The sequence below is a fragment of the Sporichthya sp. genome (assembly GCF_013815995.1).
Classification (GTDB): Bacteria; Actinomycetota; Actinomycetes; order Sporichthyales; family Sporichthyaceae; genus Sporichthya.
Genome location: NZ_JACDFE010000003.1, coordinates 47,658 through 61,125, shown reverse-complemented (window position 1 = coordinate 61,125; position 13,468 = coordinate 47,658). Strand labels below are relative to the sequence as shown.

Annotated in this window: 11 protein-coding genes and 1 pseudogene; 7 read left to right on the top strand and 5 right to left on the bottom strand. The window is 71.6% G+C overall.

The features are described 5' to 3' along the window. The 3 genes and pseudogenes from H0X00_RS00915 to H0X00_RS23575 form a co-directional block, all read left to right on the top strand. A partial coding sequence (locus H0X00_RS00915) for a type IV secretory system conjugative DNA transfer family protein (RefSeq protein ID WP_293766642.1) occupies window positions 1–1,005 on the top strand: 1,005 nt, incomplete at its 5' end. Further along, entirely contained in the window at window positions 1,002–1,643 is a 642-nt protein-coding gene (locus tag H0X00_RS00910) for a hypothetical protein (RefSeq protein ID WP_293766639.1), read from the top strand. The genes H0X00_RS00915 and H0X00_RS00910, both read left to right, overlap by 4 nt. A gap of 11 nt (window positions 1,644–1,654) precedes the next feature. Then, window positions 1,655–1,978 (top strand): annotated as a pseudogene (locus H0X00_RS23575) (ArdC-like ssDNA-binding domain-containing protein); the annotation flags it as partial. A 198-nt stretch (window positions 1,979–2,176) separates the two neighbouring features. Here H0X00_RS23575 and H0X00_RS00900 read toward each other — a convergent pair. From H0X00_RS00900 to H0X00_RS00890, 3 genes are read right to left on the bottom strand one after another with little or no spacing between them, the layout of a single operon-like run. Further along, window positions 2,177–2,707: a hypothetical protein gene (locus H0X00_RS00900; RefSeq protein ID WP_293766637.1), complete on the bottom strand. Its 531-nt coding sequence runs from the start codon at window positions 2,705–2,707 to the stop codon at window positions 2,177–2,179. 12 nt (window positions 2,708–2,719) lie between these two features. Continuing rightward, complete coding sequence (locus H0X00_RS00895) at window positions 2,720–4,993, bottom strand: site-specific integrase (RefSeq protein WP_293766635.1); 2,274 nt, start codon at window positions 4,991–4,993, stop codon at window positions 2,720–2,722. Further along, window positions 4,990–6,180: a tyrosine-type recombinase/integrase gene (locus H0X00_RS00890; protein ID WP_293766634.1), complete on the bottom strand. Its 1,191-nt coding sequence runs from the start codon at window positions 6,178–6,180 to the stop codon at window positions 4,990–4,992. The genes H0X00_RS00895 and H0X00_RS00890 overlap by 4 nt, the downstream gene beginning before the upstream one ends. 174 nt (window positions 6,181–6,354) lie before the next feature. On the opposite strand from H0X00_RS00890, the gene H0X00_RS00885 reads away from it, so the two are divergent. The 4 genes from H0X00_RS00885 to H0X00_RS00870 all read left to right on the top strand — a co-directional run bounded on the left by H0X00_RS00885 (window position 6,355) and on the right by H0X00_RS00870 (window position 9,681). Next, complete coding sequence (locus H0X00_RS00885; RefSeq protein WP_293766632.1) at window positions 6,355–6,858, top strand: ImmA/IrrE family metallo-endopeptidase; 504 nt, start codon at window positions 6,355–6,357, stop codon at window positions 6,856–6,858. A gap of 124 nt (window positions 6,859–6,982) precedes the next feature. After that, window positions 6,983–7,363 carry a hypothetical protein gene (locus tag H0X00_RS00880; protein WP_293766630.1) on the top strand — a complete coding sequence of 127 codons (381 nt, stop codon included), beginning with the start codon at window positions 6,983–6,985 and terminating at the stop codon, window positions 7,361–7,363. Next, window positions 7,360–8,724, top strand: coding sequence for a hypothetical protein (locus H0X00_RS00875; RefSeq protein ID WP_293766628.1), 1,365 nt, complete (start codon window positions 7,360–7,362; stop codon window positions 8,722–8,724). The genes H0X00_RS00880 and H0X00_RS00875 overlap by 4 nt, the downstream gene beginning before the upstream one ends. Window positions 8,725–8,862: 138 nt before the next feature. Next, window positions 8,863–9,681, top strand: coding sequence for a trypsin-like peptidase domain-containing protein (locus H0X00_RS00870; RefSeq protein ID WP_293766626.1), 819 nt, complete (start codon window positions 8,863–8,865; stop codon window positions 9,679–9,681). Between the two features lie 62 nt (window positions 9,682–9,743). On the opposite strand, the gene H0X00_RS00865 is transcribed toward H0X00_RS00870, so the two are convergent. Beyond that, window positions 9,744–10,109 (bottom strand): hypothetical protein, encoded by a 366-nt coding sequence (locus H0X00_RS00865; RefSeq protein WP_293766623.1) that lies wholly within the window; start codon window positions 10,107–10,109, stop codon window positions 9,744–9,746. After that, on the bottom strand, window positions 10,106–13,180 hold the full coding sequence (gene mobF, locus H0X00_RS00860; protein ID WP_293766621.1) for a MobF family relaxase: 3,075 nt from the start codon (window positions 13,178–13,180) through the stop codon (window positions 10,106–10,108). Before mobF ends, H0X00_RS00865 begins: the two co-directional genes overlap by 4 nt. Window positions 13,181–13,468: the final 288 nt, after the last annotated feature.

The window sequence follows — 13,468 nt, the reverse complement described above, 5'->3', positions numbered from 1 at the left end:
GGCTACGGCCGCACGGTGTCGGACTCGGACTTCTGGTCCGGACAGACCGAGGCCGCGCTGCGGTGCCTGCTGCACGCCGCCGCGCTGGACGGACGCCGAGTCCTGGACCTGTACCGCTGGTCGCTCAACCCGGCAGCGGCTAGGGACGCGATCACGGTGTTGCACCGGCACCCGGATGCCGCCGAAGGGTGGGCCGACGCTCTCGAGTCCGCCGTCCACGCCGACCCGCGCACCCGGGATTCGGTGTGGCTCGGGGTCCGGCAGGCCCTCGCCGCGCTGGCCGACCCCGACGTCCTGCACGCCCTCGACCCCGGCCCCGGGGACCGGTTCGATCCCGGCGCCTTCCTCGCCGATTCCGGGACGCTGTTCCTGCTCGCCTCGGCCGTCTCGTCCGGCACCTGCGCGCCGCTGGTCGCCGCATTCGTGGAGGACATCACCGAAACCGCCCGCGCCCGAGCCGCCCGCTCACCCGGGGCCCGGCTCGACCCGCCGCTGCTGCTCGCACTCGACGAGATCGCCAACCTGACCCCGCTGCCGTCCCTGCCGTCCTTGATGGCCGAGGGCGGGGGATCGGGCATCACGACCCTGGCCGTGCTGCAGTCACTCGCCCAAGCCCGGCACCGCTGGGGCGAACATGCCGCGGACGCGATCTGGGACGCCGCCACCGTCAAGCTCGTCCTCGGCGGTCTGGGCAAGGCCCGCGACCTCGAAGACGTCGCGCGACTGCTCGGCGAGGTCGACGAGAGCACCACCACCTGGACCCGCGGGTACAGCGGCGATCGGTCCCAGAGCGTGAGTGTGCGTCAGGTCCCGGTCATGCCGGCGTCAGTGCTGCGCACGCTGCCGTTCGGGACAGCGGTGCTACTACTGCGCCACACCCGACCGACGGTCATCGACCTCGCCCCGTGGACTCAGCGAGCCGACGCCGACGAGTTGCGCGCAGGCCAGGCGGCCATCGAAGCCGACAGCGCTGCCGGAGCCACCCTTGTTCGGGATCCGCGATGACCGCCCTCGTCTTCGCCGGCGGCGGGCTCGCCGCCACGGCACTGGCCACCCCGCTGCTCGCGACCCTCGCGGTCCTCGGCGCGGCCGCACCCGCGTCGTCGTGTGTGCCGGCGGAGGTAGTCGTTGCCGAGGCGCCGGTGACTGGACCAGGTGGTTGTGTTCCGGCCGCAGCGAGCCCGGCACCGCGTGGGTCGGCGGCCGCGATCAGCAGCGCCCTGTCGCTGGTCGGCACCCGCAGTGGCTGGTCCCGACTCTGTGACCGGCTGGCCTGCCGGGCCTACGGCTACGCGAACTCCGGCTACCCCGACGCCCTTGCCCACTGGTCGGCGATGGGCCGCGCCGGGCTGGCCCACCCGGGTGACCGCTGCCCACCACCGGGTGCTTTCGCCTTCTGGGACACCGGCCCGGGTCAGCCGGGGCACGTCGCCCTGGTCATCTCGCGCGCCGGCTGCAACCCGCACCGGATCACCGTGGTCTCCAACGACGTGCTCGACGCGGCGACCGGCGCGCAAGGCGGGGTCTACCACGTGACGCTCGCCCGGCTGGAGGCCGGCTTCGTCAGTGCTGCCAGCTATCTCGGCTGGTCCGAGCCGGTCTGCGCTGGGCTCGCGCTGCCCTCCGCCCGGACCCGGAACTGAAGGGGCGTCACATGGGAACGGCTACCTCGCGACGGGCGGACCCCACGGATCGGTTGGCAGCGGCCCATGCCCACCTCGTCGCCGCGGTGGACGAGCTCACCGCCGGTGACGCGTGGGCTCGGATGCTCGTGGTTGCCGCCCGCTTCCCGAGCTACAGCGTCAACAACCTCCTGCTCATCGGCGTGCAGCGTCCCGACGCGACCAGGGTCGCCGGGATCCGAGCCTGGAGCGCTCTCGGGCGCCGGGTCCTGAAAGGGGAGAAAGGCATCGCGATCCTCGCGCCCTGCCTCTCCCGGGCCAAGTCCGGCGAGGCCGCCGACGCCGAGCGACCCGCGGCGAGCAGACCGGACCACCGGGAGGAAGGACCCGACCGAGAACCTGCGCGCCGGCTGCGCGGGTTCCGCGTCGTGCACGTCTTCGACCCGTTATCCCGAGATTCGGCCCGGTGCCCGCCGTGCGGCCGGGCTGGCAGCGACTGGGTCCAGTGTGTCAGGCCGCTCGGGGGCGAGCTCAACGCCGGGCCGGGGGCGAGCTCAACGACGCCACTGCCATGGGCCGATGTGGGGGAGGTCGGTGCCCTTGGGGTTGGCCGGTGGACGGCTTTCGCCGTCGTCGCTGTCCCAGCGGCGGCCGTACTGGTCGGGGATCGTTCCCCACCCCCAGTAGGGCATGGGCTGGTCGGGGGTGATGCCGAGCTGGTCGAGGGGGTCGATGCGCACCGGGCCGACGGTGCACAGGTGCAGCCAGCTGTCGCCGAAGTCGAACTCGTAGGCGAACTGCTCGCCGGGTTGCAGGCGGGCCAGGGTGAGCTTGCGGTCGTCGTGCACGACCTGGTCGGGCTCGTCCCATTCGGGGTCGGGCGTGCTGACGCGGGCGCCGTCGGCGAGCCAGAACTGGTGCAGGTGCGCGCGGTCCCAGCGGGCGAACGCGTCATCGATCGCGGTGGCGAGCTCGGCGAAGGTGTGCCGGCGGGCAGCGGCGAAGATCCGCCCGGGCCGGGGCCACAGGTAGTCGGCGTGGCCTTCGACGAGGTCGACGCGGATGGACAGCCAGGTGCGGGGCATGCCGGGATGCTCTCAGATCGCGGCGGCTTCCAGTGCCGCGGCGGCATCGGCGCTGAGTTCCTCCGCGCGCCCCAGCGCGCTGCGGATGCGTTCGACTTCCAGTTCCCGGGACGCGATCTGCCCGGCCGGTTCGCCGCCGGTGCGGGCACGATCCAGCGCGCGGGAGTGGCTGGCGAGCATGCGCCGGAAGGTGGGGGCGGCGCTCTTCTTCGGTTGGGCGTGGCCGCAGCCCAGGCAGACCAGCCCGCGTGGGCAGTGCTCGCCGGTGGGCAGCGCACACAGGTGCGTGCCCATGTCGCGCATCGAGCAGCTGGCGGTGAACGCGGCCCAGTCCGCATCGCTGGGATGCGCCGCTGCTTCGGGGCCGTAGACGTCGCCGTAGAGCCCGCGCATCGCCTTGCGGTAGTCCTCGACGAGCTGGGTGGGGTAGAGCTTGGCGTAGATCATCACGGTGTTCACCCCGGCGTGTCCGAGCAGCGCGGCGATCACGTGCACCGGGGTGTTGGCGTTGAGGTGCTCGCTGGCGAAGGCCCGCCGGCAGTCGTGTGGGGCCAGCTCCAACGCACTGCCGTCGGCGTGCCGGGCGCCGGCGGCCAGGGACAACGCGCGCAGGCGGGCGCGGATGGTGCTGGTGCCCAACGCGGCCGGGTGGGTGCGCGATTGCAGCAGGTAGGGCGCGCGGGGCAGCGGCCGCTTTTCGTGGAAGTCCCGGCGGTCACACGCCGGGACCTGATCGGTGCCGTGAAAGGCGCGCACGTGGCGCACGATCTCGGCGATCACCCGGCCGAGCTGGTCCCCGATCGGGATCACCCGGGCCCGGCCGAACTTGGAGGGTTTGATGTGCAGCAGGTAGTACAACCGCCCATCGGGCAGCTGGCGGCGCAGCACATCCAGGGTGGTCAGCTCACAGGCCTCTTCGATGCGCAGCCCGCTGGTCAGCAGCAGCTCGAGCAGGGCCCAGTCCCAGAAGGCGATCCGCTCCGCTCGCACCTTCTGCGCATCAGCGCCGGCGGAATTATCGGCGTCGGAGTCGGTGGCCGGGTCGTCGGTGGCGGCGGTCTCGCCGGCGAGCATCTGTTGCGTCTCGTGCCAGCGGCGCAGCCCGAACGCGCGGATGTTGGGCAGCTCGCGTTCCAGGTCCAGCACCAGGCGGGTCGTGCGGGCCTGGCTGCGGCGTCGGGCCTTGGCGAACCCGGCCGTGGCCAGGTCGTGGCGGGTCAGCGGGACCACCGCTGGGCGGTGGGCGGCGAAGGGGGAACCGTCCTCGCTGCCCCACGCGCCGATATCGGCGAAGAAGGTGCGCACATCGATCAGCCACGCGTGCGCGGTCGTCGAGTCGCCCTCACCGGCATGGCGGCCGCGGCGCACCTGGCGGGAGAGCTCCAAGGCGTGGGTGACGAAGCCGCGGGCCTGGGCCGGGGTCAGCTGCGAACAGCTGGTGACCTGCGGGTGGGTGGCCAGGAGCCAGCTGAAGAAGTGGCCCAGCGCCCCGGCCTTGTGTCGCAGCGTGGGGTAGGTGTCGGACAGGCGCCGGGCGTAGTGCTCCAGGTAGAGCCCGACCAGGTCGGTGAACGGTGCCGGCACCCCGTGCACCACGGCCAGCTGCGCGGGGCTGTGCCGGGGTGTGGTCGCCATCCGGGCCGAACCGCGTTGCGGGGTCCGGTCCAGCACACCCATCTGATGGAGCATCACCTCAAGGGTGTCCGCGCCCTTGCCGCCGGTCACCGCGTGCAGATCCTCATCGGTGAGCTGCTCCAGTTCATCGCAGCCCGTCAGCAGCAGCAGGCGCAGGCCACGGTTGATCGCCGTCGCGCGGATCGGGGTGCTGCCCAGCTGCAGACCGGTGGCGGCCTGACGAAGCCGGTCGTGCGCGGTGATCAAGGGGTCCTCAGCTGGGAGTCGGGCGACCCACTGGCTTGTGCGGGTCTGGCTCAGCAGCGGCCAGGAGGGGCGGACCAGCCGGGAGGTGATCAGGGCCCACGCTCCCCAGGTCCATCTCTCGCCCAGCACCGCCGGGGTGTTCCCGCCCGTCCAGCCCGTCCAGGTCTCGGCCTCGAAGCGCTGCCAACGCTGCCTCAGATCCTGCCCTGGCAGCCGATCCAGCTCACCGACGGTGAAGCCCGCCGCGCGCAGCATCCGGGCCCGGTCACAACGTTCGCGGAACCGGTAGAGGGCGATCTCGTTCTCCAGGTGCCCCAGCACCGCGGCACGGTCGTAAGGAGTGCTCGACAACGCACGGGCGCCGACCAGCTGCCCGGCCCGGCCGCTCACGGTCCGGCTGCTCACGATCCGTCCTCAACGACGCGCGGATGCGCGATCTCGTCCAGCACAGCCAGAGTGGAGGGGTCGTAGTGGAACACATACCGTTGCCCGCTCGCAGCGCTGCGGGCTTCCGCGGGTGTGGGCCGGTCCTCGAAGGCGGCCAGCGCGGCCACCAGCGCGACCCGGTCCACGTGGACGTAGCTGTCGATCGTGGTGCCGACGTGGCGGTGACCGAGCACCCGCTGGGCCACCGCCGCGCCGCCGTGCTCGACCAGGGCCGTGGCGACCGTGTGCCGAAACATGTGCGCGCTGACCGTGACCCCGACTCTGGCGCCCAGGTGCCGCAAGCCCGCCTCGAAGGCCGCGTAGCTCAGCGGGCGGCCCCGTCCTCGCCGGGTGCCGACCCAGGCCGCGTTCGTGGGCGGATCCCCACGTTCCTCGGTCAGGTAGCGATCGAACGCGGTCCAGAACGGCGCGGAGACCGGCACGCAGTGCTCGTCGCGGGCGCCCTTCAACCGGACGATGACCGTGCCGGTGCGTCGATCCAGATCGGCCAGCTCCATGCCCAGCGCGCCGTGCCGGCCATGCAGCTCGCTCCAGTCACCGATCCGGGCCCCGCTGCGCGAAAGCAGCAACAACAACGCCCGGTCCCGCCACGACGGCGCGGCCTCGACCAGGCGCGCGATCACCGCCGGATCGAGATCGCGCGCGATCGCCTGCGGTTCCCGGCGACGCAGCTCCGCGCGCGCCCGGACCGGGACATCGCCACCGCCGGGGCGACCGTGCCGCGGTCCGGCCTGCGGAGCGGCCGGCACCGGGCTGACCCGCTCCCGGGGCCACACCCCGTCAAGGCCGCTCTGGGCCAGGAACTCGAAGAACGCGGCCAGCACGCTCAACCGGTGGTTAACCGTCCGAGCGGCCCGACCCGGGCGCGCCACCGGGCGCCCCGAGTCCAGCTCAACCACGACCGGATCGGTGACCGCGTGTGGCGCCCGGCCCGCGCCGCGCTCGCCGTCGGCGAAGGCCCCGATGTAGTCCTCGATATCTGCCCTGGACACCGAACCCAACGGCTTGTCTCGCTCGGCCAGCCAGCGCCCGAAGTCCAGCACGCCGTAGCGGTAAGCGCGAAGAGTGTAAGAACCGCAGCCCTGACGGGTCAGCTCCGTCAAGAACGCATCCACGACCTCGACCCCAACACCAGACCCGGCCATCGCCGCACCTCCTGCATACCTGACGCTACGAGCCCGCCGCCCAGCCCAGCGCGTGCGACACACCGCGACCGAATCTCAAGAGAAGATCTCGCGCAGACCGAAGGGGAGCCGCTCCCCGAGTGCGGCCCTGAGTTGCTCGCCGGAGATGCCCCCGGACTGCTCGTCACGCGTCTCGTGGAGAGCATCCAAACCTTCGGGTATGCGGTTCGGCGCGGCCCGTGCAGCGGCGGCGCCAATGGCATCACCGACTTCACTGCTCGCACCGTCGTCGTCCGCGACGACGTGTCCGACGCCCAAGCTGCCAAGACCCTCGCCCACGAGCTCGGCCACATTCGCGCCGACCACGAGACCCGGTTCCTCGCCGAGTACGGAAGCTCGCTGGGGTGTCGTGCCCAGGCCGAGGTCGAGGCGGAGTCGATCGCCTTCCTGGTCACCCACGCCGCCGGGTTGACCAGCGAGGCCTACTCGGTCCCCTACCTCGCTGGCTGGTCCGGCGGCGACTCCTCGATGCTTCGGGACGCCGCGACCCGGGCGATCGGCACGGCCCGCGGCATCGTCACCGATCTTCGCCTCGACTGTCCCGCCGCTGATCTGGAGCCACTGCTGCCGGAGTACGACCGGGCGCCGCGCGCTCCTCAGCCGCACGCGGCAGAGCGGGATGGGCCAAGCCCGTGCTGACCGCCACGTCGTCCACAACCCGATCTGCCCCGGCCGGTCATCCACAGATCCGGGCCGCGCCGGGTCTGCGCTCGCCGATTCGCGTCCACCGTCGTCGAAACACACCCCCAACCGAGGAGCACAGATGAACCCGGAACCGATCTTCACCGACCCGCCCGAGGTCGTGCAGTTGGCGCGGCTGGCCCTGGCGAGCGCCCAGCTCCGGCTCGCCCTGGACGAGCACCCGCTGGACCCCTGCTGCGATCTCACCGCGATCGGGCTTGCGTTCCTGAGCTTGGAGTCGGTGTACCCGCCTTACCCGCCTCTGACCGACATCGAGGATTCGGACGACCAGGGGTTCGACATCGCCGATGCCGTCAGGCTTCTCGGAGCGGCCATCGTCTACGCCGACACGGCCGCGGACGTGGCCCGTTATGCGGCGACGATCGCCGACCTCGCCGAACTCGACCTGCTCGCCGACAACCCCGGCTTCGACGTGGGCGGTTGTTCGGCGCAGTGGCCGTGACCGCCTGGGACGAGGTCGTCCTCCGCAGCGCCGTCAGTCTGGCGGCGCTCGCCGGCCGCGGTCCTCGGAGCGGTGACCCCGCCGCTATGGATGTCGAGGTTGCCGTCACCGCGCGGGCCGCGGTCCTGGCCGGTGCCGCGGTCGTCCTGCGGGATCTGGCGCCGGCCGGTGGGGACCGACTTCCGCACGGGCAGCGGGACCTGCTCGCGCTGACCGAACGCCACCCCGTTCGGGCGCTCGGAATCCTCCTGCAAGACCGAGGGCGTCCGCGGGTCTCCAGGGCCCCGAGTGACCTGCTCGATGCCGCCGCCCCCGGAAGCGCAGCGACCCGGCAGTGGGCCGCTGTCGGGCGGGACGCCCTGGTGGCCGACCGAATCTGGTCCGCCGTACCGCGGCAGCCCGAGGGCGATCAGGCCTGGCACGCCGTGCGGCAAGTCGCCGCTCTCACAGAGCTCGTCGCCGCCCTGGACCCCGTGCTCGCGGGGGCGGCGGCAGCGGCGTCCCGGTCTGACGTCGTCGCCTACCTCGACCGCACCGCGGGCCTTCGGCTGGTCGCTCGCGAGGTGCGCAGTCTCGCGGACGCGCCGACCGGCGCCGGCCAGAGCCAGGCGGTCCGGGCCCTGACCATCGGCGGCCCGGAATCGCGTCGGGTCATCACCCCGACCGACGGGCAGTCCGCGGCTGCGGCACTTCGTCGCCTGACGACCCAGATCAAGGCCGCGGACGAACTCGCACCGAACCACGTTCGGGTCGTCGCCACCCTTGGCCGCGACCTGAGCATCCTCGCCGCCAAGGCCGGCGCAATTGAACCTTCGGGCCGGCCGCTACGGGACGATCTCGGCGGGCTCGCCGTGACGCTCAATCAGGTCGTCGCGGGCCGTCACGGTGAAGCGATGCTCGTCGAGTGCCGAGCACCCGCGCTGGAGCATCAGATCCGCGAGCTCTCTTGCTACACCCGCGCGGCCCTCGGCGGCCGCGCTCCGCTGCCCGCCGTTGACGAGGCTTCACGCTTGGCGGGCCGCCTCCCTCGGCTGCTGACCGCCCTCGCTGACAAGGCTCGGGAGCAGGTCGAGCTTCGGCACTGGGCCATACCCGACCGAAGCCAGCAATCCCACCTGCGGCACACCGTCGCGACGACGCAGGACCCGGACCGCACACCGCGGATGCTCACGCAGCTCGACCGCGCGGTCGTCGCCGCTGAAACGCTGCGACCCCACATCGACAGTCAGACGGACGCGGCGGTCCGGGTTGGCGCGCCGTCGGTTCGCTCCGCTCGTCAGTTCCCGCAATCTCCCGCTTACCTGCTGCGACCGCCACACCCTGCCGCACCACAGCGGGAGCACCTGCCGCCCTCGGCGTAACGCCAGCTTGCCCCTCCGGTCGCACTCTGCCTACTGACCGGCTGGCTGCGGATGACTGCCCGGGCACGCGGTGGTGGTCGGAGGGTCCAAGGTGATGATGGGGTCGGACAGGTTTCCTCAGCATCGGTAGATCTCGGTTTGGAGACCAGCGAGATGCTGGACCTCGGTTTCTCGAATGCGCTGTTGTACAGCGCTCTTCGTCTCTCGGTCGTCTTCACGTTGCGGGACGGCAGTAGCGCAAGCGGAAGTGGCACTGGGTTCGTCGTTGAGAATGGGGGTGCTGGCTATTTCCTGGCAACAGCCCGTCACGTCGTCGATCCTCGGCTGGCGATACCCAAACACGTGGGGGCACAGCTCCACGAAGTCGGTGTGTCCGGCTGGAACCATCTCGCGGAAGAGGAGGAGCACTGGATTGAGTTCGTGCCGGTCGCTGCGCCGATCTTTCCGGCTGCGGGCGACCTCGATATCGCGGTGATCCCGCTCAGTCCGCTAGCAACGGCCTCAACGTTCACGGGCGCGCTCCCGCTCCACTGGATCCGCAGAGAGATGTTGGCGTCTGAAGGCGAGTTCGGCGCAGACGTTAGAGCGGGAGACTTCATCGCCTCTCCCGGGTACGCGAGCTTGCCGGGCGTCACGTCAGATCGCCCGGTTCTCCTGACCGGATTGATTGCAGCCGACCCGCGTCATCCAGTGACTGTCGAGCGCGCCGCAGGTGACGCCCGAGCAGTGCTGTATCAGTCCCTGAGCCGTTCCGGCCTCTCCGGTGCCCCCGTCTTTGCGACGCAACGCGGACTGTCTCTTGGAGGGGGTTTGAAAGGGCCTCCACACCGCCCGCTCCGGCTAATTGGCGTGAACACAGGTAGCTTTCGCGACGCACAGGAGCAGCCGTTGCAGTTCTCGTACTTCACTCGATCTTGTGACTTGCTGGACCTTCTCGATTCGTGTGCACCCGGCTGACCTTCCCGTCCAGCCTGGATCTGATGCGCGCGACCGCAAGCCTCGCGATGCGATGAATCGAGTCAGCGGTCCGGTCGGTGGGTCCCAGTACGACAGCCAGTGCGCGACGCCCAGTCAGTCAGTCTTTGTCGGGCGCCGGCGAACTGTGCGTGCCACTCCAGGGGTGCCTCAGGTCGACCGGTGACATTGAACGCAGCGATCCACGCGGTTCGCAGCGCGGACAGCTCTTCGACCAGCGCCCCGTGGTGCTCCCAGCACGGCGGGACGGTGCGGTGGTCGAGGGTGTAGCGCTCGACGAGCCAGGTGATCCAGTCTTCCAGTTCCTCGAGCGAGTCCTCGGTCTCGAGGTCGCTGAGCGTGGCCCAGCAGACCGGGAAGGTCGGGAACAGGTCCGGCGGCAGGTTCTCGGTGTACTCGGGGCTGGTCAACGCTGGATCCCTTCGTGAGTGTGGTGGGCCGGGGTGGCTGGGTGGCATGCGGGCCGGCTGTCCTGGGCTCGCCGGGCTTGTTCTGCCCGGAGTCGAAGAAGGTGCCGGATCTCGTCGGCCGATCGGCCGGTCTCACCGTCGCCTGCCTCGGCCGCTGCGGTGAGGGTGTCGCGGATCGGCAGCAGGTGGCGCAGCGAGGTCGCGTCGTTCTGGCGGCGGCGCAGGGTCGCGGTGGCGGACAGTTCGGCGCCGTCAGTGGCGAGCACCTTGTCCATCATCTGACGCACCGTCGGAATGACGTGCTCGTCGGGTTGCTGGGGACAGGTCGGGTCGAGTCCGTCGAGCGCGACGTAGGCGTGGTTTGCGCCTCGGCCGCGGGTCATCGCGACGTAGAGCTGCTGGCGGGTCATCCCTTCCTGGATGACGGCGTGGCCGCGGTCGACGGTTGTGCCCTGGGCGCGGTGCACGGTGGTGGCGTAGCCGAGCTCGACGTGCGCTTGGACGTACTCGGCGGGCAGGTGGATTGTGTTGGCGGACGCGTCGGCGTGGCTTTCGGCGTTGTGGGCGTCGTCGCCGGTGCGGGGGAGTGGCCGGACCTCGATCGACCCGTCGGGGCTCGCTGCGGTGATCTGCCACAGGGCGCCGTTGCGGACGTGACCGTCGGGGGCCGGGATTCTCCTGTCGTTGCGTCGGGTGACGACGATGTCCCCGACTCCGCCGCTGGTCTCATCGGCGAGCGCGATGCCGTCAGGGTGCACGAGCCCCGCGTCGACGCGGTCGTCGTGGGCACGCCGGTTCAGCGCCGCGACGGTGCGGCGGTCGGTGGCGACCAGGACGGCGGTGCGCCCGGCGGCGATGTCCGCGGCCCACGCGGTGTAGGCGGCGTCCATCATCAGCTCACCGGGCCCGCCGCGCAGCCGATCATGCTCGGCGTAGGCGTCCAGGACGCCGGTGCGCCCGTCCCGCAGGCCACGGGTCGCCTCGGCCTCCCATTGGTGCTCGAACCGCCACAGCGCGCTGAGGTGCACAGCCTGCTGCTGTTCGGCCAACAGCGCGAACGCGCCGCCGGCGCCGACGGCGCCGAGCTGGTGATGATCACCGACCAGGACCAGCTTCGCCCCGGCGGTCGCGGCCTGGGTGGCCAGGGCGTCGAGATCACCGGTGGCGACCATGGACGCTTCGTCGAGGACCAACAGCTGTCCGCGCCGCAGGACCCAGCGCGGGTCGGGGTCGTCGCGGGTGGACTCGTGCAGCCACTTCGCGGTGTTCTCGCACGTCACCCCGAGAGCCGCGGAGAGTTCGGCGGCTGCAGTGGACGAGGGCGCCAGCCCGATGACCGATCCGCGACCGTGAACGTGTTCCCAGCCGGCCCGCAACGCCCGAAGGGTGCGGGTCTTCCCCGTGCCGGCCGGGCCGACGAGCACATCGATACGGCGCCCGGACGAAGCGATCGCGACGACCGCCGCCTGCTGGTCCGCCGACAGCCGCCGCCCGGGTGCCCCCGGCGGGATCCTCGCTGCCGCGGCGGCAAGGTCCTCGGCGTCCACGCGCGCTGCGTCGAGGAGGGTGGTGCCCGCCAGCAGCCGCGCCTCGGCCGCCAGCACCGCGGCGGTCGTAAAGGCGTGCTCGTCGGGACGGGTGAAGGCGCTGGTCCCGTTCGCACGACGGAACCGGGCCGGGGTGTTGAACACCTCGGGTGGATCCAGCGCAACGCACGCGGACAGTGCGGCATCGACGACCCGGTCCAGCAGCGCGATCCGCTCGCTCGGTTCGGCGACGCGCAGCAGGCGTGTGGCGCGGGCGGCTTCGGCGAGCAGGTTCGGCCGGGTCCAGGTCGAGCGGCGTTCCCCGAGCGCGACCAGCGTCGCCTGCGCGAATCGCTCGATCAACTCGGCCGGGACCGCGTCGGCCTGAACCGGGGAGGCGGCGGCGTGAAGCGCGGACGCGGTGATCTCCTCGATGGGCCGACCTGTTGCCGCCGCGGCCTGGGTCCGCCAGCGGGTGAACAGGTCCGGCAGTGGCGCGACGGTCTTTTCCGGGCGGGAGGCCAGGGTGGACTGCTGGCGCAGCCGCAGCATCTCGCGGCGGGTCGGGTCACGTCCGTACTCGGCGCTGAAGTCGGCGAGCAGACCGCGCAGGTGTGCCTCGATCTGGCTGCTGCGCGCGGAGAACAGCGTGAGCAGCACGTCGTCCACGCCGTCGATCTCGAAGGCCGGGTTGCGGCGATCTCCGCGGTCCCGCAGTCCCCAGGTGAGAGGGAGGCGAGCGGCCAGTGCGTCGGCGAGCAGGGTGTCGTACACCTCGGAGCACGCGACGGCGGCGTGATAGATCGCTTGCCCGTCGACCGAGCGCCAACGCCCGTCGGGTCCTTGCACCTTGTTGGCGATCACGACGTGCGTGTGCAGGTTGGGATCGCCGGTCCGGGTGTCCCAGTGTTCGAAGCCGGCGGCGAGCATCCCGCGAGTCGCGACCTGCGCGCACGAGTGGGCGCCGGTGCGGGTGTGCAGGAAACGGTCCTCGATCAAGGACAGCACCGAGGTGACCGCGTCGCGGTGAGCGTCGGCGATGGCCTGCTGCGTGCCCGGGTCGCCGAGCGCCCACAGCACGCTCGCCGACTTCGGCGCCGTGAACGTCAGGTCGAATCCGGCAACCGCAGCCTTCACCGGGCGGGCGCGCTCGCGGGTCTCGATCGCGTCGGTCGCGGCTTGGCGCTCCGCGCCGGTGAGGGTTTCGGGTAGTCGATTGACCGCGTCGGCGATCCGGTCGTCGGCCGTCCGGTACGTGGGGTAGGCGCGGCCGAGTGCCGCCCCGCTGACCGGGTCGTGCCCGCGACCGTAGAGCGCCGCCATCGCCTCCTCGGTGACGGCCGTGCCCGCGGTCAGCCCGCGCCCGCCGTTGAGCCCGGCCAACCCGGAGCCGAACCACCGGCCGGCCGGGTAGCCCGACTCGGCGTAGTACGACGTCAATGACGTCCCGGCATCGCGGGCGCAGTCCCCGCACGCGGTGTGCTTGAGCAGGTACCGGTATCCCGACCCCGCCGACAGGCGCGCCAACGACATCACCGCGGCCACCGGGCTGATGGGTTCGGCGCGAGGCGCGTTTGGGAGGGCTCCACGTCCTCCCTGTGTGCGCGATCCCGGCCAGATCGACGGCGGCCTCACCTTGAGCAAGATGAGTATTCGGCCCGTACGCACTCCGTTCGTCGGCCAGGCTGATGCGGGCGGGCACCCTTCGGCTGGGTGCGCTGGCGGGGGCGAGGTGCCGACGAAGGTGGATCGCAGTGCCCGGCGGCGCCGTTGTCGGCCGTGCGGGCCGTCTCGGCGCGGGGTCCGTAGGGCTGACATTGTCGTCAAAAGACG

What these genes read in the sequence shown, in the direction of transcription:
- H0X00_RS00910 (WP_293766639.1), top strand. Translation starts at nt 1,002, where the DNA reads ATGACCGCCCTCGTCTTCGCCGGCGGCGGGCTCGCCGCCACGGCACTG.
- H0X00_RS00900 (WP_293766637.1), bottom strand. Translation starts at nt 2,707, where the DNA reads ATGCCCCGCACCTGGCTGTCCATCCGCGTCGACCTCGTCGAAGGCCAC.
- H0X00_RS00890 (WP_293766634.1), bottom strand. Translation starts at nt 6,180, where the DNA reads ATGGCCGGGTCTGGTGTTGGGGTCGAGGTCGTGGATGCGTTCTTGACG.
- H0X00_RS00880 (WP_293766630.1), top strand. Translation starts at nt 6,983, where the DNA reads ATGAACCCGGAACCGATCTTCACCGACCCGCCCGAGGTCGTGCAGTTG.